This is a genomic window from Microbacterium sp. 8M, assembly GCF_902506375.1.
Taxonomy (GTDB): domain Bacteria; phylum Actinomycetota; class Actinomycetes; order Actinomycetales; family Microbacteriaceae; genus Microbacterium.
This window is the reverse complement of record NZ_LR733284.1, coordinates 1,996,625-2,020,888: the sequence shown is the minus strand read 5'-3', so window position 1 is coordinate 2,020,888 and position 24,264 is coordinate 1,996,625. Positions and strand designations below refer to the sequence as shown.

General features: G+C 70.1%; 25 protein-coding genes. 13 read left to right on the top strand and 12 right to left on the bottom strand.

Annotation, left to right across the window (positions count from 1 at the left end):
* Positions 1-21: 21 nt before the first annotated feature.
* Genes AERO9AM_RS09595 through tkt form a run of 3 tightly spaced genes read right to left on the bottom strand, consistent with a single transcriptional unit; the run spans position 22 to position 4,875 of the window.
* A complete protein-coding gene (locus tag AERO9AM_RS09595; protein WP_159575930.1) occupies positions 22-1,641 on the bottom strand; it encodes a glucose-6-phosphate isomerase in 1,620 nt (539 codons plus the stop codon).
* Entirely contained in the window at positions 1,638-2,750 is a 1,113-nt protein-coding gene (gene tal / locus AERO9AM_RS09590) for a transaldolase (protein WP_159575929.1), read from the bottom strand. The genes AERO9AM_RS09595 and tal overlap by 4 nt, the downstream gene beginning before the upstream one ends.
* 22 nt (positions 2,751-2,772) lie before the next feature.
* Positions 2,773-4,875, bottom strand: a complete 2,103-nt coding sequence (tkt, locus tag AERO9AM_RS09585; protein ID WP_159575928.1) for a transketolase — start codon at positions 4,873-4,875, stop codon at positions 2,773-2,775.
* 261 nt (positions 4,876-5,136) lie between these two features.
* On the opposite strand from tkt, the gene AERO9AM_RS09580 reads away from it, so the two are divergent.
* The gene (locus AERO9AM_RS09580; RefSeq protein ID WP_442923281.1) at positions 5,137-6,051 is read left to right on the top strand and encodes a heme o synthase; all 915 of its coding nucleotides are present in this window, start codon (positions 5,137-5,139) and stop codon (positions 6,049-6,051) included.
* Between the two features lie 187 nt (positions 6,052-6,238).
* Here the strand turns inward: AERO9AM_RS09580 and AERO9AM_RS09575 are convergent, their stop codons facing one another.
* Positions 6,239-7,099: a COX15/CtaA family protein gene (locus AERO9AM_RS09575; protein WP_236602563.1), complete on the bottom strand. Its 861-nt coding sequence runs from the start codon at positions 7,097-7,099 to the stop codon at positions 6,239-6,241.
* Between the two features lie 330 nt (positions 7,100-7,429).
* Between AERO9AM_RS09575 and sufB the strand changes: the two genes are divergently transcribed.
* From sufB to AERO9AM_RS09540, 7 genes are all read left to right on the top strand, one after another.
* Complete coding sequence (gene sufB, locus AERO9AM_RS09570; protein ID WP_159575925.1) at positions 7,430-8,848, top strand: Fe-S cluster assembly protein SufB; 1,419 nt, start codon at positions 7,430-7,432, stop codon at positions 8,846-8,848.
* A gap of 1 nt (position 8,849) precedes the next feature.
* A complete protein-coding gene (gene sufD / locus AERO9AM_RS09565) occupies positions 8,850-10,055 on the top strand; it encodes a Fe-S cluster assembly protein SufD (protein WP_159575924.1) in 1,206 nt (401 codons plus the stop codon).
* On the top strand, positions 10,052-10,387 hold the full coding sequence (locus AERO9AM_RS09560) for a non-heme iron oxygenase ferredoxin subunit (protein WP_159575923.1): 336 nt from the start codon (positions 10,052-10,054) through the stop codon (positions 10,385-10,387). Before sufD ends, AERO9AM_RS09560 begins: the two co-directional genes overlap by 4 nt.
* Before the next feature lie 71 nt (positions 10,388-10,458).
* Complete coding sequence (gene sufC / locus AERO9AM_RS09555) at positions 10,459-11,229, top strand: Fe-S cluster assembly ATPase SufC (RefSeq protein ID WP_159575922.1); 771 nt, start codon at positions 10,459-10,461, stop codon at positions 11,227-11,229.
* A gap of 9 nt (positions 11,230-11,238) precedes the next feature.
* Complete coding sequence (locus tag AERO9AM_RS09550) at positions 11,239-11,568, top strand: metal-sulfur cluster assembly factor (RefSeq protein ID WP_159575921.1); 330 nt, start codon at positions 11,239-11,241, stop codon at positions 11,566-11,568.
* A gap of 164 nt (positions 11,569-11,732) precedes the next feature.
* Entirely contained in the window at positions 11,733-12,902 is a 1,170-nt protein-coding gene (locus tag AERO9AM_RS09545; protein WP_236602562.1) for a MalY/PatB family protein, read from the top strand.
* Complete coding sequence (locus AERO9AM_RS09540; protein WP_159575920.1) at positions 12,899-14,338, top strand: MFS transporter; 1,440 nt, start codon at positions 12,899-12,901, stop codon at positions 14,336-14,338. The genes AERO9AM_RS09545 and AERO9AM_RS09540 overlap by 4 nt, the downstream gene beginning before the upstream one ends.
* Here the strand turns inward: AERO9AM_RS09540 and AERO9AM_RS09535 are convergent.
* Positions 14,301-14,873, bottom strand: a complete 573-nt coding sequence (locus AERO9AM_RS09535) for a TetR family transcriptional regulator (RefSeq protein ID WP_159575919.1) — start codon at positions 14,871-14,873, stop codon at positions 14,301-14,303. The two genes, AERO9AM_RS09540 and AERO9AM_RS09535, sit on opposite strands and share 38 nt — an antisense overlap.
* A gap of 105 nt (positions 14,874-14,978) precedes the next feature.
* On the opposite strand from AERO9AM_RS09535, the gene AERO9AM_RS09530 reads away from it, so the two are divergent.
* The 4 genes from AERO9AM_RS09530 (at position 14,979) to abc-f (ending at position 18,561) form a co-directional block, all read left to right on the top strand.
* Complete coding sequence (locus AERO9AM_RS09530; RefSeq protein ID WP_159575918.1) at positions 14,979-15,548, top strand: biotin transporter BioY; 570 nt, start codon at positions 14,979-14,981, stop codon at positions 15,546-15,548.
* Positions 15,538-16,218 carry an energy-coupling factor ABC transporter ATP-binding protein gene (locus AERO9AM_RS09525; RefSeq protein WP_201298617.1) on the top strand — a complete coding sequence of 227 codons (681 nt, stop codon included), beginning with the start codon at positions 15,538-15,540 and terminating at the stop codon, positions 16,216-16,218. The genes AERO9AM_RS09530 and AERO9AM_RS09525 overlap by 11 nt, the downstream gene beginning before the upstream one ends.
* A gap of 10 nt (positions 16,219-16,228) precedes the next feature.
* Positions 16,229-16,834, top strand: a complete 606-nt coding sequence (locus AERO9AM_RS09520) for a CbiQ family ECF transporter T component (RefSeq protein WP_159575917.1) — start codon at positions 16,229-16,231, stop codon at positions 16,832-16,834.
* Positions 16,835-16,962: 128 nt separating this feature from the next.
* Positions 16,963-18,561, top strand: a complete 1,599-nt coding sequence (gene abc-f / locus AERO9AM_RS09515; protein WP_159575916.1) for a ribosomal protection-like ABC-F family protein — start codon at positions 16,963-16,965, stop codon at positions 18,559-18,561.
* Between the two features lie 27 nt (positions 18,562-18,588).
* Here the strand turns inward: abc-f and AERO9AM_RS09510 are convergent, their stop codons facing one another.
* The 4 genes from AERO9AM_RS09510 to AERO9AM_RS09495 are packed head-to-tail and all read right to left on the bottom strand — an operon-like array spanning position 18,589 to position 20,617.
* Positions 18,589-19,419, bottom strand: coding sequence for an SURF1 family cytochrome oxidase biogenesis protein (locus AERO9AM_RS09510; protein ID WP_159575915.1), 831 nt, complete (start codon positions 19,417-19,419; stop codon positions 18,589-18,591).
* A complete protein-coding gene (locus AERO9AM_RS09505) occupies positions 19,416-19,634 on the bottom strand; it encodes a hypothetical protein (RefSeq protein ID WP_159575914.1) in 219 nt (72 codons plus the stop codon). Before AERO9AM_RS09505 ends, AERO9AM_RS09510 begins: the two co-directional genes overlap by 4 nt.
* Complete coding sequence (locus AERO9AM_RS09500) at positions 19,631-19,987, bottom strand: DUF3099 domain-containing protein (protein ID WP_236602561.1); 357 nt, start codon at positions 19,985-19,987, stop codon at positions 19,631-19,633. Before AERO9AM_RS09500 ends, AERO9AM_RS09505 begins: the two co-directional genes overlap by 4 nt.
* A 51-nt stretch (positions 19,988-20,038) precedes the next feature.
* Positions 20,039-20,617, bottom strand: coding sequence for a DUF4190 domain-containing protein (locus AERO9AM_RS09495; protein ID WP_159575913.1), 579 nt, complete (start codon positions 20,615-20,617; stop codon positions 20,039-20,041).
* 135 nt (positions 20,618-20,752) lie between these two features.
* Here AERO9AM_RS09495 and fabG point away from each other — a divergent pair, with 135 nt between their 5' ends.
* Entirely contained in the window at positions 20,753-21,463 is a 711-nt protein-coding gene (fabG, locus tag AERO9AM_RS09490) for a 3-oxoacyl-ACP reductase FabG (RefSeq protein WP_159575912.1), read from the top strand.
* An 84-nt stretch (positions 21,464-21,547) separates the two neighbouring features.
* On the opposite strand, the gene AERO9AM_RS09485 is transcribed toward fabG, so the two are convergent.
* The 3 genes from AERO9AM_RS09485 to AERO9AM_RS09475 all read right to left on the bottom strand — a co-directional run bounded on the left by AERO9AM_RS09485 (position 21,548) and on the right by AERO9AM_RS09475 (position 24,263).
* Positions 21,548-22,240, bottom strand: coding sequence for an alpha/beta fold hydrolase (locus tag AERO9AM_RS09485; RefSeq protein WP_159575911.1), 693 nt, complete (start codon positions 22,238-22,240; stop codon positions 21,548-21,550).
* Positions 22,241-22,319: 79 nt separating this feature from the next.
* A complete protein-coding gene (gene serB / locus AERO9AM_RS09480) occupies positions 22,320-22,955 on the bottom strand; it encodes a phosphoserine phosphatase SerB (protein WP_159575910.1) in 636 nt (211 codons plus the stop codon).
* A gap of 63 nt (positions 22,956-23,018) precedes the next feature.
* Positions 23,019-24,263 carry a glucose-1-phosphate adenylyltransferase gene (locus tag AERO9AM_RS09475; protein ID WP_159575909.1) on the bottom strand — a complete coding sequence of 415 codons (1,245 nt, stop codon included), beginning with the start codon at positions 24,261-24,263 and terminating at the stop codon, positions 23,019-23,021.
* Position 24,264: the final 1 nt, after the last annotated feature.

Sequence of the window (24,264 nt, the reverse complement as noted above, 5' to 3'; positions counted from 1 at the left end):
CTCCTGAGGGGGATTGCGGGCCTACTGAGCGGCCTCGAACAGGTCGAGCACGTCGTCCTGCGGTTCGGTGATCGTGAGAGTCACGACCGGTCGGCCGTGCGCGGCGAGTACGCCGGCGTCGCCGGCGGCCTGGGCCTCGATGAGCTGGCCGAACGTGAACGGACGGTCCGGGATCTCCAGATCCACATCCGTGCGCTCGAGGATCTGCAGGTACACGCCCTGGTCCGGTCCGCCCTTGTGGTACTGACCGGTCGAGTGCAGGAAGCGCGGACCCCAGCCGAACGTCGTCGGACGTGCGGAGTCTGCAGCGACGAGCTCGCGCAGGCCCTGCAGCTGCGGCATCTCCAGGCGGTTCACGTAGGCCTGGATCGAGACGTAGCCGTCCTCCGGCAGCCGCGCCCACAGGGCGTCGAGCACGCCGGCGATGGAGCCGGAGGAGAGCAGCGCCGGATCGGAGGCGCGCACCTCGACCCCGTCCTGCACGAAGGCAGCCGGGGTCGGCTCCGGGCGGGCGTCCAGCAGGCCGCGGGCGGCGACCTTCGCCGACTCCACGTCCGGCTGGTCGAACGGGTTGATGCCGAGCAGGTATCCCGCGATCGCGGTCGCGTACTCCCACACCAGGAACTGCGCGCCGAGGGTGCCGCTGACGAGGATCTCCCCGGGATGACGTTCCCGCAGGTGGAACTCGTCCGCGTCGTCGACGAGACGGACCAGCTGCAGATCCGCCGGTCGGCTGTCGACCTCGGGGGAGACCGGGAGCAGCACGACGGGCAGGATCCCGGTGCCGTCCTTGCCGGTCGACTCCGCCACGAGCTGCTCGATCCAGTCGGGCAGGCCGACGATGTGCGTGCCGTCGGTGATCAGCCCGAGCTTGTCGCGCCGAGGACCGCCCGGACTCTGCCGGCTGGCGGCGATCGCCGCACCGAGCAGCAGCGCCGGGTTCTCCGGCGAGTCGATGGCGACCTGCAGCAGCGTGGCCTCGGCCTCGTCGAGCAATTCGGCGATGTCGACGCCGGCGAGTCCGGACGGCACCAGGCCGAACGCGGTGAGCGCGGAGTACCGGCCGCCCACGTTCGGGTCGGCGTTGAACACCCGGTAACCCGCCTCGCGCGCAGCCGCGTCGAGCGGGGATCCCGGATCCGTGACCACGACGATGCGCTCCACGGGCTCGATCCCGACATCGCGGAACGCGGTCTCGAAGGTCCGCCGCTGAGCGTCGGTCTCCACGGTCGAGCCGGACTTCGACGACACCACGAGCACGACGTCCGACAGCCCTGCGTCGATGGCGGCGAGCACCTGTCCGGGAGACGTCGAGTCGAGGATCGTCACGTCGATGCCGGCGGTCTGCGCGATGACCTCGGGGGCGAGCGAGGAGCCGCCCATCCCGGCCAGGACCACGCGGGAGACGCCCTTCGCCGCGAGCTCGTCGCGGAGAGCCAGGATCTCGGGCACGAGCGGACGCGACACGGAGACCGCGTCGACCCACCCGAGACGGATCGACGCCTCGGCCTCGGCTGCCTCGCCCCACACCGTCGGGTCGCCGTTGGTGATCCGGGAGGCGACGAGTTCGCCCACCAGGCGCGGGACGACCTCGTCGATCGCCGCCTTCGGCGCCCCCGACGTGTGGATCTCGAAGCTCACCGCTGCGCTTCCAGTCCTTCGCGGACCTGGCCCAGCAGATCGTGCCAGGAGTCGATGAACTTCGCGACGCCCTCGTCCTCGAGCACCTGGGTCACGTCGGCGAAGTCGACCCCGACGGCGGCGAGATCCGCGAACACCGCGCGGGACTCCTCGTAGGTGCCGGTGATCGTGTCCCCGGTCACGACGCCGTGGTCGAAGGTCGCCTCGAGGGTCTTCTCCGGCATCGTGTTGACGACGTCGGCCGCGACCAGCTCGGTCACGTACAGCGTGTCGGGCAGCGACGGGTCCTTGACCCCGGTGGACGCCCAGAGCGGGCGCTGACGGTTGGCGCCCGCGGCCAGCAGCGCCGCAGCGCGCTCGCCCGCGAACGTCTTCTGGTACAGCTCGTAGGCGAGGCGGGCGTTGGCGAGCCCTGCCTTGCTCTTGAGCGCCGAGGCCTCGTCGGTGCCGATCGCGGCGAGACGCTTGTCGGTCTCGGTGTCGACGCGCGACACGAAGAACGACGCGACCGAGTGGATCGTCGACAGGTCGATGCCCGCGGCCTTCGCCTGCTCGAGCCCGGCCAGGTACGCGTCGATGACCTCGGCGTAGCGCTCCAGGCTGAAGATCAGCGTGACGTTGACGCTGATACCGGCGGCGATCGCCGCCGTGATGGCGGGCAGACCCGCCTTCGTGGCGGGGATCTTCACCAGAAGGTTGGGGCGGTCGACCTTGGCCCACAGCTCCTTCGCCTGAGCGACGGTGCCTTCCGTGTCGTGCGCGAGGTCGGGGGAGACCTCGATCGAGACGCGGCCGTCGACGTGCTTCGACTCCTCCCACACGGGGCGGAAGATGTCCAGGGCCTCGCGCACGTCCTGCGTCGTCGCCTCGAAGATCGCCTCCTCGGCGGTGGCGCCGGAAGCGGCGAGCTGGGCCACCTGGCCGTCGTACGAGGTGTCGTTCGGGTTCGTGATCGCGTTGGCGAAGATCGTGGGGTTGGTGGTCACGCCGACGACGTTGCGGGAGGCGATGAGGTCGGCGAGGTTGCCGGAGGTGATGCGGTAGCGGGACAGGTCGTCCAGCCAGATGCTGACGCCGGCGGCGGAGAGGGCTGCGGTGGGGGTGGTCATGCGGATCTCCTCTGGATGGTGCTCAAGCGGCCGCGGAAGCGGCGATGGTCTCGTGGGCGGCCGCGACGACGGCCTCCGTGGTGATGCCGAACTTCTGGAACAGGGTCTTGTAGTCGGCGGACGCACCGAAGTGGTCGATGCCGACGGAGCGACCGGTCGATCCGACGATCCCGTGCCAGCTCAGCGTGGATCCGGCCTCGACCGAGACGCGCGCCTTGATGGACGACGGCAGGACCGACTCGCGGTAGGCCTCGTCCTGCTCCGCGAACCACTCGAGCGACGGCGCCGAGATCACGCGGGCGTTCACGCCCTCGGCCGCGAGGGTCTCGCGGGCCGCGACGGCCAGCTGGACCTCGGAACCGGTCGCGATGAGGAGGACGTCGGGGGTGCCGTTCGGCGCCTCCGCGAGGACGTACGCGCCCTTGGCGGTGTTCGAGGCGGCAGCGAAGGTCTCACCGGACGCCTCGCCGGTGCCGCGCGCGAAGTTCGGCACGTTCTGGCGGGTCAGGGCGATGCCCGTCGGCCCGCCGTGGCGGCGCAGGATCTCCAGCCACGCGGCGGCGGTCTCGTTGCCGTCGGCGGGGCGCACGACCGCGAGGTTGGGGATGGCGCGCAGCGAGGCGAGCTGCTCGATCGGCTGGTGCGTCGGGCCGTCCTCGCCGAGCGCGACGGAGTCGTGCGTCCACACGAAGATGCTCGGCACGTTCATCAGCGCGGCCAGGCGCACCGGCGGGCGCATGTAGTCGCTGAAGATCAGGAACGTGCCGCCGAACGGGCGCGTGGGCCCGTGCAGGACGATGCCGTTGAGGATCGAGCCCATCGCGTGCTCGCGGATGCCGAAGTGCAGCACGCGGCCGTAGGGGCTGCCGTTCCAGTCGTGGGTCGACCACTCGGCCGGGATGAACGACGCAGCACCGGCGATCGTGGTGTTGTTGGATCCGGCCAGGTCCGCGGATCCGCCCCACAGCTCGGGGAGCTCGGGCGCGAGGGCGTTGATGACCTTGCCGGAGGCGGCCCGGGTCGCGAGTTCCGTGCCCGCCTCGAACACGGGCAGCACGTCCTCGATGCCCTCGGGCAGCTCGTGCGCCTCGAGGCGGTCCAGCAGCGCCTTGCGCTCCGGGTTGGCCGCGGCCCACGCGTCGAACGCCTCCTGCCACGTCGCCCGCTCCGCGGCGGCGCGCGCACCGAGCTCGCGGGTGTGCGCGATGACCTCGTCCTCGACGACGAAGCTCTTCTCCGGGTCGAAGCCCAGCACGACCTTGGTCTCCGCGACCTCGTCCGCGCCCAGCGCGTTGCCGTGCACCGACTCGGTGCCCTTCTTGTTCGGCGCCGGCCAGCCGATGATCGTGTTCAGGATGATCAGCGAGGGCTTCGAGGTCTCGCCCTTGGCCTGCTCGATCGCGTCGAAGAGCTCCTTGACATCCTCGACGTACGTGCCGGTGCGCACCCAGTCCACGTGCAGGACCTGCCAGCCGTAGGACTCGTAGCGCTCGCGGACCTTCTCGGTGAACGCGACGTTCGTGTCGCCCTCGATCGAGATGCGGTTGGAGTCGTAGATGGCGATGAGGTTGCCAAGCTGCTGGTGGCCGGCGAGCGACGACGCCTCGCTGGTCACGCCCTCCTGCAGGTCGCCGTCGCCGGCGATCACGTACACGTAGTGGTCGAAGGGGCTGGTGCCGGCAGGAGCCTCCGGGTCGAACAGGCCGCGCTCGTAGCGCGACGCGTAGGCGAAGCCGACGGCGGAGGCCAGGCCCTGCCCGAGCGGGCCGGTGGTGATCTCGACGCCCTTGGTGTGTCCGTACTCCGGGTGGCCCGGAGTCAGCGAACCCCAGGTGCGCAGCGACTCGAGGTCGTTCAGCTCGAGGCCGAATCCGCCCAGGTACAGCTGGATGTACTGCGTGAGAGAGGAGTGTCCCACGGAGAGGATGAACCGGTCGCGCCCGATCCAGTGGGTGTCTGCCGGATCGTGACGCATCACGCGCTGGTAGAGCAGATAGGCGACGGGCGCCAGGCTCATCGCGGTTCCCGGATGGCCGTTGCCGACCTTCTGAACGGCGTCGGCCGCCAGAACCCGGGCGGTGTCCACCGCGCGCCGATCGATCTCATCCCACAGCAGTTCCGACACTCCAGAGCCCTTTCAAGACAGTGAGTGCGCCCCGGACTGCGCGGCAACCGCGACTTCACGGATGGCGTAGCACGAACGGGCGCGCGAGTGTTTTCAGCATAGTGCGGTCGTGAAACGCCGTGCCCGGTCACGCCGAAGTGTTTCAGCGTGTTCCCAGTCGTGTTTCCGGGGTGTTTCGGGCGACGGCCTGCGGCCCGGAGCGGCGCGGTCTGTGACATAGAATGTTTCCGTTCCCGTGTGCGCATGAAGGAGGCGGTCAGCATCGCGACCACCATCGAGTCCGTAGCCCCCGAGCGCACCCTGAAGCGGACCATCAAGGCGTATATCGCGCTGACCAAGCCGCGCGTGCTGGAGCTGCTGCTCGTCTCCACCGTGCCGGTCATGTTCCTCGCCCAGCACGGCCTGCCGAACTTCTGGCTCGTGGTGGCCACCGTGATCGGCGGCTCGATGAGCGCCGGGTCGGCCGCGGCGTTCAACATGTACATCGACCGCGACATCGATGCGCACATGCACCGCACCGAGAAGCGTCCGCTGGTGACCGGGGAGGTCACGCCGCGCGGGGCGCTGGTGTTCTCCTGGGTGCTCGCAATCGCCTCGACCGTCTGGCTCTGGCTCACCACGAACTGGGTCGCCGCCGTGCTCTCGGCCGCCGCGATCTTCTTCTACGTCGTCATCTACACGATGATCCTCAAGCGCCGCACCGAGCAGAACATCATCTGGGGCGGGATCGCGGGATGCTTCCCCGTGCTGATCGGCTGGTCGGCGGTCACCGGATCCCTGGACTGGCCTGCGTTCGTGCTCTTCGTGCTCGTGTTCCTGTGGACCCCGGCGCACTACTGGCCGCTGTCGATGAAGTACAAGGACGACTACGAGGACGTCGACGTGCCCATGCTGGGCGTCACGCGCTCGGCCTCGCAGGTCGGTCTGCAGGTCATCCTGTACGCCTGGGCGACGCTGGCCTGCTCGTTGCTGCTCATCCCCGTCGCAGGCATGGGACTCGTCTACACGGTCTCCGCGCTGGTGTTCGGCGGGTGGTTCGTCTACGAGTCGCACCGCCTCTACGCGCAGGCGGTGAAGGGCGCGGCTGCGCGGCCGATGCGCGTCTTCCACGCGTCGATCACGTACCTGACGCTGATCTTCGTCGCCGTCGCGTTGGATCCGCTGCTGCCGTTCTGAGAAGCGGCGCCGCACGCGCGTCGTCGCGACCTGGTCGTCCCCGGCGTCGCCCGTGCTCTGTTGACCTGGCGGGTCGCCTGTGCTGTGCCGTCCTGGGCCGGCCCTGCCGCCCTGGGCGGAGAGAGCCGCCGCCGAGAGCAGCTGGCTTCCGCGCCCCAGATCTGGCGGCGGTGGCCGTTGCAGTGGGTTACGCCGAGTACCCCGCGGGGCGCTTCACCCGCAGGACGAGCACCGTGCACGCCGCGACGAGCACGGCGGCGAGGACCATGTGCACGCCGACCGCGAGCGGGGGAAGGGCGTTGCGGGCCTGATACAGGCCGACCGCGATCTGCACGAGCTCGATCGCGAGCAGGCCGATCACCGCGCTGCGGATCACGGCGAGATCGTTCGCAAGGGCGATCACGAGCAGCGTGAGCGTGAGCGCGAACAGCGCATATGCGGGCCAGGAGTGCACGTGCTCCAGCAGCGTCGCATCGAAGCCGTTGCGGAGCGTCACCTCGGGGTCCCCGGAGTGCGGACCGGCGCCCGTCGTCAGCACGCCGAAGAGCACGGTGAGCGCCAGCACGAACGACGTGATGTGCACCAGGATCGCCACACCCTTCGGGACGGCGCGCTCGCGCGGTCCGCGCGGCTGTCCCATGCGAACGAGGAATGCCGCGGCCACGGCCACGAGCACGAGCGACACGATGTAGTGGAACGCCACCATGTTCGGATGCAGGTGGAAGATCACCAGGATGCCGCCCACGGCGGCCTGCACGAGCACCCCGGCGAAGACGATCCATGCCATGGTCCACAGGTCGCGTCGTTCGGCACGGAAGCGGGAGACCAGAACGATCACCGCGATCGCGGCGAGACCCACGAAGAAACTCAGTCCCCGGTTGCCGAACTCGATGAGCGAGTGATAGCTCTGCTCCGCGGTGGGGAACAGCGAGTCCGGGGTGCACAGGGGCCACTCGCAGCCCAGGCCTGAGTCGGTGAGGCGCACCGCCCCGCCGGTGCCGACGATCGCGACCTCGAGCACGAACGACACCCAGGCGGCGATCCGCACGCGCAGATCCACCCGATCCGGGAGCCAATCATGGACTCGGCCCAGAAATCCGGGGCGAGTGCGGGGAGCGGGCGAGGGTGCGATCTCGGGCATGGGTCCTCCGGAACCCTGCGCGGGTGGCCATGACGGCCCGGACGTCGGAGGGAACCTGTAGAATCGGGGGTGTGCGGAGATGACCGCGGAACTCGCGGACAGCATCCTGCACAAGTTTAGGCGCGATTGCTCGTGTCCATGATGAGGGCCCAGAAGCGGCACCCGTTCCCTGCAGACTCGACAGGATCGACGGTGTGCCGGGGCGGATGAACCGTTACGGCCCAAGAGGAGAGTGTGATGTCGGATGTGCTGATCGACCGCCCGGAGCTGGATGGGCTGGGGGTGTACGAGTTCGGCTGGCACGACCCGGATGCGGCCGGCGCGAGCGCACGTCGCGGGCTCAGTGAAGCCGTTGTGCGCGACATCTCGGCGCTCAAGAACGAGCCCGAGTGGATGCTGAAGACCCGTCTGAAGGGTCTGCAGCTGTTCGGACGCAAGCCGATGCCGACCTGGGGCGCCGACCTCAGCGAGATCGACTTCGACAACATCAAGTACTTCGTGCGCTCCACGGAGAAGCAGGCGCAGAGCTGGGAGGACCTGCCGGAGGACATCCGGGAGACCTACGAGCGCCTCGGCATCCCCGAGGCCGAGCGCCAGCGCCTCGTCGCCGGCGTCGCTGCCCAGTACGAGTCCGAGGTCGTCTACCACCAGATCCGTGAGGACCTGGAGGCGCAGGGCGTCATCTTCATGGACACCGACACGGCGCTGCGCGAGCACCCCGAGTTCTTCGAGGAGTACTTCGGCACGGTGATCCCCGCCGGCGACAACAAGTTCGCGGCGCTGAACACCGCCGTGTGGTCCGGAGGATCCTTCGTGTACGTGCCGAAGGGCGTGCATGTGGAGATCCCGCTGCAGGCCTACTTCCGGATCAACACGGAGAACATGGGCCAGTTCGAGCGCACGCTGATCATCGCCGACGAGGACAGCTACGTGCACTACATCGAGGGCTGCACCGCCCCGATCTACAAGAGCGACTCGCTGCACTCAGCCGTCGTCGAGATCATCGTCAAGAAGAACGCCCGGGTGCGCTACACGACGATCCAGAACTGGTCGAGCAACGTCTACAACCTGGTCACCAAGCGCGCCGTGGCGCACGAGGGCGCGACCATGGAGTGGGTCGACGGCAACATTGGCTCCAAGGTGACGATGAAGTACCCGTCGATCTACCTGATGGGCGAGCACGCCAAGGGCGAGACGCTCTCCGTCGCCTTCGCCGGCCCCGGCCAGCACCAGGACGCCGGCGCGAAGATGATCCACATGGCGCCGTACACGCAGTCGTCGATCGTCTCGAAGTCGATCGCCCGCGGCGGCGGCCGCGCCGGGTACCGCGGCGAGGTGCGGGTGGACGCGAACGCTCACCACTCGGCGAACACCGTGCGCTGCGACGCCCTGCTCGTGGACACCAAGTCCCGCAGCGACACCTACCCGGCGATCGACATCCGGGTGGACGACGTGCAGCTCGGCCATGAGGCGACGGTCTCCAAGGTCAGCGAGGAGCAGCTCTTCTACCTCCAGTCCCGCGGCATGCCCGAGGACGAGGCGATGGCGATGATCGTGCGCGGCTTCATCGAGCCGATCGCGCGCGAGCTGCCCATGGAGTACGCGATGGAACTGAACAAGCTCATCGAGATGGGCATGGAAGGATCGGTCGGCTGAGATGACGGCCCCCACTGCCGCGCCCGCGGAGGCGCAGGACACTCACGCCCACATCGACCCCGCGGCACAGCTCGTGGCCGCCGGCAAGGTCGTTCCCGTGCAGACCCGTTCGGAGCGTCCGCACTCGTTCGACCCCGCCGACTTCGGCGCGCCCACCGGCCGCGAGGTCAACTGGAAGCACACCCCGGTCGCGCAGCTCGCGCCGCTGTTCGAGCCGGCCGGGTCCGGCTCCGGCATCGCGGTCGAGGTGAGCGACGAGGCGTACGTGCGCCCCGCGCTGCGCTTCGGCGATGCCCCCCGCGGCGAGATCTTCCGCCCGGAGGACGTCGTCTCGGCCGTCGCCTGGCAGGGTGCGGCCGAGGCGCTGCACCTGGCCATCCCGGCGGACGAGGAGGTCGCCGAGCCGATCTTCGTGCAGCTGACCGGTCAGGGCGCCGCGCTCCGGGCCGACCAGCACCTCGTGATCGAGGCGGGCACGAACAGCTCTGCCACGGTGGTGCTGCGGCACACCGGTTCCGCGCAGCTCGCGCAGAACGTGGAGATCCTCGTCCGGGACGGAGCCCGGCTGACGCTCGTCACGGTGCAGCAGTGGCAGGACGACGCCCTGCACTCCGCGTCGCACCAGGCCCGTATCGACCGGGACGCGCACCTCACCCACATCGTCGTCAGCTTCGGCGGCGGCGTCGTCCGCGTGAACCCGAACGTCGAGCTGGCCGGATCCGGGTCCGAGGCGCGCCTGTACGGGCTGTCCTACGCCGACGCGGGCCAGCACCTGGAGAGCCAGGTCTACCTGCACCACAAGGGCGCGCACACGGTCGGCGACGTCCTGTACAAGGGCGCGCTGCAGGGCGAGGGCGCGCACAGCGTCTGGATCGGCGACGTGCTGATCGGCCCTGGCGCCACCGGCACCGACTCCTACGAGGCCAACCGCAACCTGGTGCTCACCGAGGGCGCGCGTGCCGACTCGATCCCCAACCTGGAGATCGAGACCGGCGACATCCTCGGCGCCGGCCACGCGAGCGCGACCGGCCGTTTCGACGACGAGCAGCTGTTCTACCTGCAGGCGCGGGGGATCACCGAGGAGGAGGCCCGCCGCCTCGTCGTCCTCGGCTTCCTCAGCGACATCGTGCAGCGACTGGGCGTGCCCTCCCTGGAGGAGGAGCTGCTCGCCGCGATCGAGCTCGAGCTGCAGGCGGTGAACGCGTGACCGCGCAGCGGGCGTGCTCGGTGAGCGAGCTGCAGGAGGACACGCCGCTGCGCGTCGAGCTCGACGGCGTTCCGATCGCGGTCGTGCTCGACTCCGAGGGCGAGATCCACGCGATCGGCGACACCTGCACGCACGGCGACATCTCGCTGGCGGAGGGCTTCGTCGAGGGCAAGACGCTCGAGTGCTGGGCCCACGGCTCAGCCTTCTCGCTGTGCACCGGCAAGCCGCTGAACCTCCCCGCCTATGAGCCGGTCCCCGTCTACACCGTCGAGATCGACGGCGACGACGTGCTGATCGACCCCGCCGTCACGAAGGACGTCAGCGCTCTCTGAGCGTGTGCCGCGCGCGGATCCGCGTGCCGCGTCCCCCACGAAGCTTTCACGAAACCACGAAGGAATCATCCATGTCTGTCCTGGAGATCACCGATCTGCACGTCACCGTCGAGACCGAGGCGGGCACCACGCCGATCCTCAACGGCATCAGCCTCACGATCCGCACGGGCGAGACCCACGCGATCATGGGCCCGAACGGATCCGGCAAGTCGACCCTCGCCTACACGATCGCGGGTCACCCGAAGTACACCGTCACGGGCGGCTCGATCACGCTCGACGGCGAGGACGTCCTCGCGATGAGCGTGGACGAGCGGGCGCGTGCCGGCCTGTTCCTGGCCATGCAGTACCCGGTCGAGATCCCGGGCGTGACCGTCACGAACTTCCTGCGCACGGCCAAGACCGCGCTCGACGGCGAGGCGCCCTCGATCCGGCAGTGGACGAAGGACGTCAAGGAAGCCATGGCCAACCTGCGCATGGATCCGAAGTTCGCGCAGCGCAATGTCAACGAGGGCTTCTCCGGCGGTGAGAAGAAGCGTCACGAGATCCTTCAGCTCGAGGTGCTTAAGCCGAAGGTCGCCGTGCTCGACGAGACGGACTCCGGCCTCGACGTCGACGCGCTGCGGATCGTCTCCGAGGGCGTCAACCGCGCCAAGGAGCACACCGACCTGGGCGTGCTGCTGATCACGCACTACACCCGCATCCTGCGGTACATCCGTCCGGATTACGTGCACGTCGTCGTCGCGGGGAAGATCGTCGAGGAGGGCGGCCCGGAGCTGGCCGACCGCCTCGAGGAGGAGGGTTACGACCGCTTCCTCGACCCCAGTGCTCCCATCGAAGCGTAGGCTGAAACCATGACCGCAACGCTGACCGGAGAGAAGTACGACGAGGTCACCGAGGCGCTCAAGGACGTCGTCGACCCGGAGCTCGGGATCAACGTCGTCGACCTCGGTCTCATCTACGACCTCTCGTGGGACGAGGAGAACGACGCCCTCGTGATCCACATGACGCTCACGAGCGCCGGGTGCCCGCTGACCGACGTGCTCGAGGAGCAGACCGGCCAGGCGCTGGACAACGTGGTCGACCGCTTCCGCATCAACTGGGTCTGGATGCCGCCGTGGGGTCCGGAGCGGATCACGGACGACGGACGCGACCAGATGCGCGCCCTCGGCTTCGCGATTTGATACGCAACGCCTCAATGCTGCGCAGCAGCGTTGAGGCGTTGTCGTATCAAGGTTGAGCGAGCACCGCGAAGCGGAGCGAGACGAAACCCTCTCAAAAGGCAAGGGTCTGACGCCGTATGACGGCGCCGGACCCTTCGTCGCATCGGCGTCGGTAGGGTCGAAGAGTGACCACCGCTGCCCGCACCGCACTGCATGCACTGCCGCTCGAACAGCTTCGTCGCCGCTCCAGCACCAAGTGGCGGACCTACCCCGAGGACGTCCTGCCGCTGTTCGTCGCCGAGACCGACTTCCCGCTCGCCGAAGCGATCACGGCGCGGCTGCGCGAGGCCCTCGAGCTGGGTGACACCGGGTACACCCCGCCGGATCCCGGCCTCCGCACCGCGTTCGCCGCCTACGCGCAGCGCCATTTCGGCTGGACGGTGCAGCCGGACCGCATCCGTTCGACCTGCGACGTCATGATGGGCGTCGTCGAGATCCTGCGTGCTGTGATCGCGCCCGGGGACCGCGTGATCGTGGCGCCGCCCGTGTACCCGCCGTTCTTCGACTGCGTGGAGGAAGCAGGCGGCGTCGTTGAGCGCGTCCCGCTCATCGACGTCGACGGATCCTGGATCCTGGATCTGGCCGGCATCGAGCGCGCGCTGGCGGGGGGAGCCCGCGCCGTTCTGCTGTGCAACCCGCACAACCCCACCGGCACCGTGCACAGCCGCTCCGTGCTGGCGCAGCTGGCGGAGATCGCCGCCGACCACGGCGCGGTCGTGGTGAGCGATGAGATCCACGCGCCCCTGGTGCATCCCGGCGTCGAGTACACCCCGTTCCTCGCGGCGTCGCCGCGGGCGACGGAGGTCGGCTACACCGTGACCAGTGCGAGCAAGGCGTACAACCTCGCAGGCCTCAAGTGCGCGGTCATGGTGACGGCGAGTGAGGAGACGGCCGCGGTGGTCCGCACGCTCCCTCCGGAGGTGGAGTGGCGCACCGGCCTGTTCGGCGCGCTGGCGGCCGTAGCGGCGTGGAACCCTGCGAGCGACCCCTGGCTGGAGGCGCTCCGGGTGGCGCTGGACGACAACCGGCGGCTGCTCGGGCGGCTGCTCGCGGAGCAGCTGCCCGAGGCGCGCTATCGACTGCCCGATGCGGGATACCTCGCATGGGTCGACCTGCGCGACCTCGGCTGGGGAGACGACCCCGCGAGCAGGATCCTGCGCGAGGCGCGCGTCGCCCTGAACCGCGGGCCCACCTTCGGCGACGAGGGCAGGGGCCACGTGCGCATCAACCTGGGCTGCTCGCCGGACGTGCTCACCGAGGCGGTGCTCCGCATCGCCGCGCTGGTGCGCCGGTGACCTCCCCGGCCGCCGCTGCGACGATCTGGGACCGGCACCGGCTCGGCATCACGGTCGGCTCCGTGGTGCTCATCCTCCTCGGCGCCATCGAGGCGCTCGCGGTGACGACGGTCATGCCGCTCGTCGCCGCGGATCTGCACGGAGAGGCGCTGTACGCCGTGGCGTTCGCCGGAACGCTCGCGACCGGGGTCATCGGCATGGTGGCGAGCGGCGCGTGGAGCGACCGTGCCGGCCCGCGGGCGCCGCTGTACACGGCTGTGGCGCTGTTCATCGCCGGGCTCGTGATCGCGGGGGCCGCGACCGACATGTACGCGCTGGTGATCGGCAGGCTGATCCAGGGGCTGGGCGCAGGTGCGCAGACCGTGGCACTGTATGTCGTCGTGGCGCGGGTCTATCCGCCCGCACTGCACGGGCGGATCTTCGCGGCGTTCGCGGCGGCCTGGGTCGTCCCGTCGATGATCGGGCCGTTCCTCGCCGGAGCGGTCGCGCAGTACCTGCACTGGCGCTGGACGTTCCTCGGCGTCGCGGCGCTGAACGTATTCGCGTTCCTGCTGGTCGTCGTGCGGTTGCGCGACGTCGACCTGCGCGCTCACCCCGAGGGCGGCACCGCCGCGGAGGCTGACTCGTCCGGCGGCCGGCTCGGCATGCGGATCCTGCTCTCCGTCGTCGTCGCGATCGCCGCCGTCGCGGTGGGATTCGCCTCCGATGCCGCTCCCGTGATCGGCTGGCCGATAGCGATCGCGGCGACCGTGGCGATCGCTCTCGCCATCCGTCCGCTGTTCCCCGTCGGCGCGCTGCGCGCCGCTCCGGGTCTGCCGAGCGTCGTGCTGCTGCGCGGGCTCCTCGCCGGCGGCTTCTTCGCCGCGGAGGCGTACGTGCCGCGCATGCTCATGGAGCGGTTCGAGTTCAGCCCCACGGTCGCGGGGCTTGCGCTCACCGCCGCAGCCCTCGCCTGGTCGGGCGCCTCCGCCGTGCAGGGCCGTTACGGCGAGCGGCTGGGCAGCCGCCGGATGGTCGTGATCAGCTCGACGCTGCTGCTCGTCGCGTTCCTCGGCCTCATCGCCGTCGTGGTGACGCGCTCGGCCCCTTGGAGCGTGGTCGTGCTGTGGGGGATTGCCGGAAGCGGGATCGGGCTGCTCTACCCGCGGCTGAACGTGCTCACGCTCGCGTACTCGACGCCGGCGGACGAGGGCTTCAACTCCTCGGCGCTCTCGATCGCGGATTCGACCGGATCCGCGGTCACGATCGCCTTCGCGGGACTGTTGTTCGTGAGTGCGCCGATCGCCGGATCCGGGTTCCCGGCGGTGTTCGCCGTCGCGGCGGCGGCGGTCGTGATCGGGCTGGTTCCCGGGGCGCGCATCGGCGACGGCCCCCGGGGAGACGCCGCGAGTCCCGCCGTCAGCGGCCGGCCGTCGCCCGAGCAGCCCCGCGGCTGATCAGGGCGATCCCCGTCTCGAACACGGCGGCATCCCGCGCGGTGTCATCCAGCGTGGCGGCCGTGCTGGCGGCGCCGTAGCTCTCGCCGTGCATGCGCTGCTGCATCAGCGTGGTGTGGCCGAGCACGAACTGGAGCACGGCGGCGGCCGCGAGCTCGCCGTCTTCCCGGTGCGACGGCATCGCCTGCCGGAGCACGTCGAGCGCGCGGGACGGGCCGGGGCGCAGCGCGGCCGAGCTCATCACGACCTCCGCTCCGTCGCGGTGGGCGAGGAGCGCATCGCGGACGGCCCGGGCGGCATCGATCAGTTCGGCGCTGTCGACGGGATCGGGGATGCGGGCCATGATGCGGTCCGAGACGGCGGCGATCAGGTCCTGCTTGCTGTCGAAGTGCCAGTAGAGGGCGCTCGCCTGCACGTCGAGCTCGGCCGCCAGGCGGCGCATCGTCAGGTCGGGCAGGCCGTAACGGTCCAGCAGATCGAGGGCGACGCCGATGATGTGCTCGCGGTCGTGTCTCCCCGTGCGCGCAGGTGTCATGGTCTGACTATACTGAACGGCGTTCAGGTGAACAGTGTTCAGGTGAACGATTCCGCGGCGCGACTGCCGCGACACGAGCCGACAGAAGAACCCGAGGAGACCTCCATGACGACGACCGGCCGCCCCTGGGGTTCCGACGCCGCCCGCATCGCCGTTTTCGCGGCGCTGATCATCGCGCTGGGGTTGGTGATCGTTCCCCTGCCCGGGGGAGTGCCGATCACCGGGCAGACCCTCGGCGTGATGCTGGCCGGGCTCGTCCTCGGTCCGCGCCTGGCGCCGCTGTCGGTCCTCGCCGTGCTCGCTCTGGCCGCGGCCGGCCTTCCGGTGCTCGCCGGGGGACGCGGGGGATTGGGCGTGTTCGTCGGTCCCAGTGCGGGCTACCTGATCGGCTGGGTCGCGGGCGTGATCGTGATCGGGCTGATCGCCGGCGTGCAGCGGCTCACCTGGTGGCGCGCCGGGCTCGCGGTGGCGCTCGGGGGCATCGCCACGGTGTACCTCTTCGGCATCCCGGTGCAGTCGCTGGTGACCGGGGTGCCCCTGGGTCCCACTGCCCTGTCGAGCCTGGTCTTCTTGCCGGGAGACCTGATCAAGGCGGTCGCGGCGACCGCGCTCTGCGTGGCGCTGCAGCGCGCCTACCCGCGTGCGTTCCCGCGGACGGGGCTCCGTGTCGCCTGACGTCGAGCTGCGCTCGGTCACCCTTCGGGCGGAGGGGCGCACGATCCTCGACGACGTGTCGCTGCGGCTCACGGCCCGCAGGACCGCGGTGATCGGCGCGAACGGGTCCGGCAAGTCGAGCCTGGTCCGCCTGCTCAACGGGCTCCGCGTCGCGACCTCCGGCACCGTGCGGGTGGGCGGGCTGGATCCGGCTCGTGATGTGCGGGAGGTGCGACGGCGCGTGGGCTTCGTGTTCGCGGATCCGGAGGCCCAGATCCTGATGCCGACGCCGGCCGAGGATCTCGCCCTCTCCCTGCGCGGCCTGTCGAAGCCCGAGCGCGCCGCGCGGGTGCACGAGGCACTTGCGCTGTGCGGGCTCGACGCGCTCGGCGACGCACCCACGGCCGAGCTGTCCGGGGGTGAGAAGCAGTTGCTCGCGCTCGCCTCGGTGCTGATCGGCCGGCCGCAGCTGATCGTCGCCGACGAGCCGACCACGCGTCTCGACCTGCGCAACAGCCGGCGCATCGGAGACGCCCTGGTGGAGGAGCTCGAGGTCCCGCTCGTGCTGGTGACCCACGATCTCGACCTGGCGCGGCGCTGCGACGAGGCGGTGCTCGTCGACGGCGGACGGGTGCGTGCGCAGGGGGCGCCGGACGATGTGATCGCCTCCTATCTGCAGCTGTGCGCATGAGGCGGTTCGCGTGATCTCGCTGTACCGCCCCGGCTCCGGCTTCCTGCACCGCACGCCCGCCGGTGTGAAGCTCGCGGTGCTGGCGGCGGTCGCGCTCGCCCTGTCGTTCGTGCCGGCGCGCACTGCCATGATCGTGCCGGTTCTCACCGGCGTCGTCGTGGCGAGCCTGCTCTTCCCGCTCGCGGGGTTCGGCGTGCGGGAGCTGGGCGCCGCGTGGTGGCGCTTGCGCTGGCTGATCCTCGTGCTCGGCGTCGCGCTGGGTGTCTTCGTCGGCGTCGCGGCGGCGGTCGTGAACACTGGCCGTCTCGTGGTGCTCCTGCTGCTGGCGGAGCTGCTCACCCGGACGACGGCGACCAGCGCACTGATGGCGCTGATCGTGCGGCTGCTGCGGCCGTTGCGGCGCGTCGGCGTCGATGCCGACGCGGTCGGGCTGGTGCTTTCGCTCACCCTGACGATGGTCCCCGTGATCGGCGGGTTCGTGCGGGCCGTCCGGGAGGCGCAGGACGCGCGGGGCGTGCGGCTGGGCCTGCGCGCGGCCCTGCCCGTCCTGGTGCGCACGATGCGCCACGCGGACGCCGTGGGGGAGGCGCTGGCCGCCCGCGGCCTCGCCCGCTGACCGCACCTCGTCCCCGGTCGCACCCCGGCGCCTGCACCCGCCGGGTCGGCACCCTCTCGGGCTCGCCGCCTATACTGGGAGGCTGGCCATCCGGCCGCTCACCCCCTTCTGAAGAACGGACGTCCGCTGTGCTCGCCGTGCACGACCTCGAGATCCGCGTGGGAGCGCGTCTCCTCATGGAGAACGTGTCCTTCCGCGTCGCCGACGGCGACAAGATCGGGCTGGTCGGCCGCAACGGCGCCGGCAAGACGACGCTGACGAAGGTGCTGGCCGGCGACCTCATCCCCTCCGACGGCAAGGTGGAGCGCAGCGGTGAGCTCGGCTACCTCCCGCAGGACCCCCGGTCGGGCGACCCCGAGATGCTGGCGCGCACGCGCATCCTCGACGCGCGCGGACTCGGATCCCTCACTCTGCGCATCCGCGAGGCCTCGGAGGCCATGGGATCCGACGACCCGGCGGTCGCGGAGAAGGCCATGCGTCAGTTCGGCAACCTCACCGAGCGCTTCGAGACGCTCGGCGGCTACGCGGCCGAGGCCGAGGCGGCATCGATCGCGCACAACCTCTCGCTGCCGGACCGCATCCTCGACCAGCCGCTGAAGACGCTGTCGGGCGGACAGCGCCGCCGCATCGAGCTCGCCCGGATCCTGTTCTCCGATGCCGAGACGATGATCCTGGACGAGCCCACCAACCACCTCGACGCCGACAGCGTGGTGTGGCTGCGCGAGTTCCTCAAGGGGTACAAGGGCGGCCTCATCGTGATCAGCCACGACGTGGAGCTGGTGGGGGAGACCGTCAACCGGGTCTTCTACCTCGACGCGAACCGCCAGGTTATCGACATCTACAACATGAACTGGAAGAACTACCTGCGCCAGCGGGTGGCGGACGAGGAGCGGCGCAAGAAGGAGCGCGCGAACGCCGAGAAGAAGGCGACGACGCTGCAGCAGCAGGCCGCTCGCTTCGGCGCCAAGGCGACCAAGGCCGCGGCCGCGCACCAGATGATGGCGCGCGCCGAGAAGCTCCTCTCCGGGCTCGAGGAGGTGCGCCAGGTCGACCGGGTCGCCAAGCTGCGGTTCCCGAAGCCGGCGCCCTGCGGCAAGACGCCGCTCATGGCATCCGGTCTGTCGAAGTCCTACGGCTCGCTGGAGATCTTCACCGACGTGGACCTGGCCATCGACCGCGGATCCAAGGTGGTCGTGCTCGGCCTGAACGGCGCGGGCAAGACGACGCTGCTGCGCATCCTCGCCGGCGTCGACCAGCCCGACACCGGACAGCTCGAACCGGGGCACGGCCTCAAGGTCGGCTACTACGCCCAGGAGCACGAGAACCTCGACGTGAGCCGGTCGGTGCTGGAGAACATGATGTCCTCCGCGCCCGATCTCAACGAGACCGAGGCGCGCAAGGTGCTCGGATCCTTCCTCTTCACGGGGGATGACGTGCACAAGCCTGCGGGCGTGCTCTCGGGCGGAGAGAAGACGCGTCTGTCGCTCGCGACGCTCGTGGTGTCCTCTGCGAACATGCTGCTGCTGGACGAGCCCACGAACAACCTCGATCCCGCCTCGCGCGAGGAGATCCTCGGTGCGCTCGCGCACTACGAGGGCGCGGTCGTGCTCGTCTCGCACGACCCTGGCGCCGTGGAGTCGCTGAACCCGGAGCGGGTGCTGATCCTGCCCGACGGCGTCGAGGACATCTGGTCGAAGGAGTACCAGGAGCTCATCGAGCTCGCCTGAGCCGGTTCGGAGCCGATCGCGTCGTGCTCAGCGCTGCTCGACGGCGTCGAGCAGCGCATCCTCGTCGTCCATGTCGCGATCGCGGCGACGCCGCGGCCCTCGGGGTGCGCGGCCGGCGGCCTCGTCGCGGTGCTTCACGATCTCGGTGCGGATGACGTACCCGATGAAGATGAAGCCCATGATCGCGAACAGGATCCACTGGATCGCGTAGGACAGGAACGGCCCGGGATCGTCCGAGGGCGCCTCGAACGGGTGCGGCCGCGAGGACGGTGCGGGGGACTCGCTCACCAGCTCGCCGTACGCCCCGGTGTCGACGGCCGGTCCGTCGCCGGTCTTCTCGGCGACGAGGGGGAGGTTGATGCTCGGCACCTGGGCCTCGGGGGCGCCGCGTCCGGAGGGTGGCAGCGGCTCGCCGGGCCGCAGCCGGGCGACCACCGTGGCGTCGCCGGCCGGCGGGGCGGGGATCGAGGTCGGTACGTCGGAGCCGTCGCCGGCCACGACCCAGCCGCGGTTCACGACGAAGACGCGGCCGTCGTCGGTGCGGAAGGGCACGAGCACCTCGAAGGCGCTCGTGCCGCCGTGCGGCCGGTTGCGCACCAGGAGCTGCCCGCCCACCTCGTAGCGCCCGTGCAGGATCACCGGATGCCACTGCGCCGATGCCGGGAGCTTCTCGCCTCGGGCCAGAAGATCGTCGAGCGGCAGCGGCTTCGCGTCGTAGTTGCGCTGCACGAGCTCGAGCTGCGTCTGCCGTCCCTCGTTGCGGGAGAACTGCCAGTTCGACAGGTACGCGCACACGACCGCGAACACGATCGCCACGGCGAGATAGGCGCTCCAGCGGAGCAGACGCTGTCGCATCATTCCCGCTCGCCCTCGCCGACGGCGGCGTCGATCCTCGCCGGGAAGTCGCGGGCGCGCAGATAGTCGTACAGGAACCGCAGATGCTCAGCGCAGGCGAGCCAGACCTTCTCCCGGTCGGGTCCGTGGATGCGCGGATTGCGCCAGACGATCCGGTTCGTGGCCGCCGCACGGCAACCCGCTCGGGAGCATTTCAGCTCCGGTTCGGACGCGTTCATGATCGCGGCTCTGCGGGACGCGCGGGCGTCTCGGCCACCGTGATCACCTGGGGGTCTCGCGGTGTCTCTTCCTGCTGCTCGGAGGGAGACTCGAGTTCGATGAGCGGCGACTCGACCCCCGTGGAGACGGAGTCGTCACCTGCATTGGCGAAGACCACGGCGATGTAGGGCAGGACGGCGGCGGCGATCGCGAACACCCACGTCCACCAGCCCATCGGCTGCACGGTGAAGACGAGGATGAAGCAGATCGTGCGGATCCCCATGGTGATCGCGTAATGACGCACGCGGTCGCGTGCCTCGTCGCGCGGGGCGCGCGGCAGAGAGGTCACGGCGGCGTCGGGAGTCCTTTTCACGATGACTCAAGCCTACGCCGCCGTGACCCGGCGATCGTCGCAGTGGACGACTCAGTAGCCGCTTCCCTGCGAGATGCCGTAGACGATGAGCATCAGGAAGCCGATGCCGATGACGAGGTTCAGGACCGCGCCCACGTAGCCCAGGATGACGCCGGTCAGCGCGAGGCCCTTCCCGCCGAGCGCCGGATCCCGCTTGACCTTCCCCAGAGCCAGGTGACCCGTGATGATCGCCGTCACCGCGGCGAGGAACGGCAGCACGATGTAGGCGAGCCAGAACAGCACCACTCCCGCGATTCCGCAGATGAGGGCCGTGATGGCGAGGCCGTTCGACTTGAGCGGTCCCGGGTACGGCGGGGCGTAGGGCTGTCCGTACGAGGGTGCGCCGTACGCCGGCGCGGCGCCGGGGTAGCCCTGGGACTGGGGCACGGAACCGGGGTAGCCGGGCTGGTGAGGCGCGGCGTCCGGGTAAGAGGGCGCAGGCGGCTGCTGCGGCGCGGCGCCGGGATAGGAGGGCTGCGGTGGCACGGCGGCTCCCGGGTACGCGGGTGGCTGCTGCGGGGGCACCGGGGCGCCCGGGTAGGCGGGCGGCTGCTGTCCCTGGGACGGGATCCCGCCGTTGTCGTTGCTCATGCGCTTCCTCGGGGTCGTTTCTGAAGATCGTGGTCATCACCCAGATTTCCGTGCGGTCAGGGCCGTGTCAATTCCTGAGGCTCCTTCCGCTCGCTAGGCTTGCGTGCCGTACACCTCGATTCTTGGGAGCCCTGCATGAGCACTGATCGCGTCGTCCTGGTCACCGGCGGAAACCGCGGCATCGGCCGCGCCATCGCCGAGCGCTTCGTGCGGGACGGCTACCGGGTCGCGGTCACCGCACGCAGCGGCGAAGGACCGGAGGGCACGCTGACGGTCCGTGCCGACGTCACCGACGCCGCCGCCGTGGACGCGGCGTTCACCGAGGTCGAGCAGAAGCTCGGCCCCGTCGAGATCGTGGTCGCGAACGCGGGCATCACCAAGGACACGCTCCTGCTGCGGATGTCGGAGGACGACTTCGACAGCGTCGTGTCCACCAACCTCGGCGGCTCCTTCCGGGTCGTCAAGCGCGCCTCCAAGGGCATGCTCAAGGCGCGCTTCGGCCGGGTGATCCTCATCTCGAGCGTCGTCGGCCTGTACGGCTCCGCCGGGCAGATCAACTACGCGGCCTCCAAGAGCGCGCTCGTCGGCTTCGCGCGCTCGCTCACCCGCGAGCTGGGCGCGCGCGGGATCACGGCGAACGTCGTCGCGCCCGGCTTCATCGAGACCGACATGACGGCGGAGCTCTCCGAGGATACTCAGAAGCAGTACAAGGCGAGCATCCCCGCGGGCCGCTTCGCCTCGCCCGACGAGGTCGCGGGTGTCGTCACCTGGCTCGCTTCCGATGACGCCGCGTACATCTCCGGCGCCGTCATCCCCGTCGACGGCGGGCTCGGCATGGGGCACTGACCCTTCCACCCATCGTGGCGGGGCAGAGGGCCGCGCAGGGCCGCCGGTTCCGGTGACCCGGCAGGGCGGCCCTGCGCGGACCCTTCAGCGCACCGCGGCGACGAGCAGCTCCGCGAGGCGACCGGGCACGGAGAACTGCGGCCAGTGCCCCGAGCCGATGCGGATCACCTCGACGTCGCTGAGGCGCTCGTACTCGTCCTTGTACGGGCCCCAGTGGGCGAGCGCCTCTTCGAACTCCGGGCGCTCCACCGATCCCATCAACAGGGTCACCGGCACCGCATGGCGCCGCTCGTCCCGCAGTGAGATCGGATCCGTCGGCACGTGCGCAGGCACGCTCTTCGCGGCGCCCGCCGCGGAGGCGCGGGTCGCAGCGTCGAGATCGCGCACCTCGTCCTCCGGGAAGAAGTCCCATCCCGGGAACGGGACGACTCCGTCGACGACCTCGAACTCGCTGATGCCGACGCCATCCGCCGGAGGTGCGGAATCGACGAAGATCGCGCGGTGCACGCGATCGGGGCGTGCGTCGACGGCACCCCAGATGACGTTGCCGCCGCCTGAGTGCCCGACGAGGACCACGTCTCCCTCTGCATCGTCGATGGCGTCGGCGACCGCGTCGACCCAGTCCTGCAGACGGATGTCGGAGGAGTCCGACGCGGGAACGCCGACCCCGGGCATGGTGAGGGGCAGCGGATCATGGCCGGCGGCACGGAGCGGTTCGAGCACGGGGGCCCAGGAATCGGCGTCGAGCCACAGTCCGGGAACAAGGATGATCTTCATGGGACCACGCTAAGCCGGGCCACCGACGTACGACGCCGGAGCGGATTCCTCGCCGGGCCGCGCGGTCCGGCCGAGGGCGTCAGGGCAGGAGCGGGATGACCTGCGCGAGATCGACCGGGCCCACCACCAGCGACGCCGCGGCGCGTACGGCGGGTTTGGCGTTGAACGCGATGCCGAGACCGGCCGCGGCCATCATCTGCAGGTCGTTGGCCCCGTCGCCGATCGCGATCGTGGCGTGCGGAGGCACTCCGAGCTCCGCCGCCCAGAGCTGGAGGGATGCCGCCTTGGCCGCCGCGTCCACGATCTCACCGTCGACACGGCCGCTGAGCGCGCCGTCCGCCATCTCGAGGCGATTCGCGCGCCAGCGGTCGACGCCCAGCGCTGGCGCCACGGCGTCGAGGATCTCGTGGAACCCGCCGGAGACGACGCCGACGACACCGCCGCGCTCGTGCACCGCGGCCGTCAGCTCCTGCACGCCAGGGGTGGGCTCGATGCGGCTGCGCACCCGCGCGAAGGCCGTGATGGGAACGCCCGCGAGCGCCGCGACCCGGGAGCGCAGGCTCGTGGCGAAGTCGACCTCGCCGCGCATGGCCGCTTCGGTGGCCGCCTGCACCTCCGCCCGCCGGCCGGCCTCGTCGGCGAGGAGCTCGATCACCTCGTTGCGGATGAGCGTGGAATCGGCATCGAGGACGACGAGGAAGCGCGCGGAGGTCACCCGATGAGCGTAGCGGCCGGGACCGTCGATCCCCGCCGGTGTGACAGCGGCGGGGAGGCGGAGTCAGCGTTCGATGCGCACGCCCTTGCCGACCACCGTCAGGCCGGTCTCCGTGATCGTGAAGCCGCGCTCCAGGTCGCGTTCGCGGTCCACACCGACGGTCGCGCCGTCGAGCAGCACCACGTTCTTGTCGAGGATCGCGCGATGCACGCGGGCGCCCTGCCCCACCCGCACCCCGTCGAACAGCACGGAGTCGGTGATCGTCGAGCCCCCGGCGGCGAGCGTCCACGGGCCGACGACGCTGCGTTCCAGATGCGTGCCGGAGAGCACGGATCCCAGCGACACGATCGAATCGATCGCATTGCCGATCCGTCCCACCGAGTCGCGCACGAACTTCGCGGGCGGCGAGTTGACCGCCTGCGAGTGGATCGGCCATTCCATGTTGTAGAGGTTGAAGATCGGCAGGGTCGAGATGAGATCCATGTGCGCGTCGAAGAACGACTCGATCGTGCCCACGTCGCGCCAGTACGAGCGGTCGCGGGGCGAGGAACCCGGCACCTCGTTCTGCTTCATGTCGTAGAAGCCCGCCTCGCCGCGCTCCACGAAGTAGGGCACGATGTCGCCGCCCATGTCGTGGTTGGAACCGGCGAGCTCGCCGTCCGCCTCCACCGCCTCGATGAGGGCGTCGGCGTCGAAGACGTAGTTGCCCATGGACGCGAGCACCTCGTGCGGCGAGTCCGGCAGGCCCGTCGGATCCGAGGGCTTCTCCAGGAACTGGTGGATGCGGCCGGAGTCTCCCTCGGCGACGTCGATGACGCCGAACTGCGAGGCGAGGGCGAGCGGCTGACGGATGCCGGCGACGGTGGCGCGGGCGCCCGAGGCGATGTGCGCGTCGATCATCTGGCGGAAGTCCATGCGGTAGACGTGGTCCGCGCCGATAACGACCACGATGTCCGGCTTCTCGTCGTTGATGAGGTTCAGGCTCTGCAGGATCGCGTCCGCGGATCCGGAGAACCACCGCTTTCCGAGGCGCTGCTGGGCGGGGACCGAGGTGACGTAGGAGTCGAGCAGGGCCGACATCCGCCACGTCTGTGAGATGTGGCGGTCCAGGCTGTGCGACTTGTACTGCGTCAGCACCACGATCTGTCTGAGACCGGAGTTGATGAGGTTGGAGATGGCGAAATCGATCAGGCGGTACTGGCCGCCGAAGGGCACCGCGGGCTTTGCCCGGTCGGCCGTCAGGGGCATGAGTCGCTTCCCCTCGCCGCCGGCGAGGATGATCCCGAAAACCTTCTTTGGTGCGGACATG

What these genes read in the sequence shown, in the direction of transcription:
- tal (WP_159575929.1), bottom strand. Translation starts at nt 2,750, where the DNA reads ATGACCACCCCCACCGCAGCCCTCTCCGCCGCCGGCGTCAGCATCTGG.
- sufB (WP_159575925.1), top strand. Translation starts at nt 7,430, where the DNA reads ATGTCGGATGTGCTGATCGACCGCCCGGAGCTGGATGGGCTGGGGGTG.
- fabG (WP_159575912.1), top strand. Translation starts at nt 20,753, where the DNA reads ATGAGCACTGATCGCGTCGTCCTGGTCACCGGCGGAAACCGCGGCATC.
- AERO9AM_RS09495 (WP_159575913.1), bottom strand. Translation starts at nt 20,617, where the DNA reads ATGAGCAACGACAACGGCGGGATCCCGTCCCAGGGACAGCAGCCGCCC.
- AERO9AM_RS09530 (WP_159575918.1), top strand. Translation starts at nt 14,979, where the DNA reads ATGACGACGACCGGCCGCCCCTGGGGTTCCGACGCCGCCCGCATCGCC.
- AERO9AM_RS09510 (WP_159575915.1), bottom strand. Translation starts at nt 19,419, where the DNA reads ATGATGCGACAGCGTCTGCTCCGCTGGAGCGCCTATCTCGCCGTGGCG.
- sufD (WP_159575924.1), top strand. Translation starts at nt 8,850, where the DNA reads ATGACGGCCCCCACTGCCGCGCCCGCGGAGGCGCAGGACACTCACGCC.
- sufC (WP_159575922.1), top strand. Translation starts at nt 10,459, where the DNA reads ATGTCTGTCCTGGAGATCACCGATCTGCACGTCACCGTCGAGACCGAG.
- AERO9AM_RS09485 (WP_159575911.1), bottom strand. Translation starts at nt 22,240, where the DNA reads ATGAAGATCATCCTTGTTCCCGGACTGTGGCTCGACGCCGATTCCTGG.
- AERO9AM_RS09475 (WP_159575909.1), bottom strand. Translation starts at nt 24,263, where the DNA reads ATGTCCGCACCAAAGAAGGTTTTCGGGATCATCCTCGCCGGCGGCGAG.
- AERO9AM_RS09535 (WP_159575919.1), bottom strand. Translation starts at nt 14,873, where the DNA reads ATGACACCTGCGCGCACGGGGAGACACGACCGCGAGCACATCATCGGC.
- AERO9AM_RS09505 (WP_159575914.1), bottom strand. Translation starts at nt 19,634, where the DNA reads ATGAACGCGTCCGAACCGGAGCTGAAATGCTCCCGAGCGGGTTGCCGT.
- AERO9AM_RS09550 (WP_159575921.1), top strand. Translation starts at nt 11,239, where the DNA reads ATGACCGCAACGCTGACCGGAGAGAAGTACGACGAGGTCACCGAGGCG.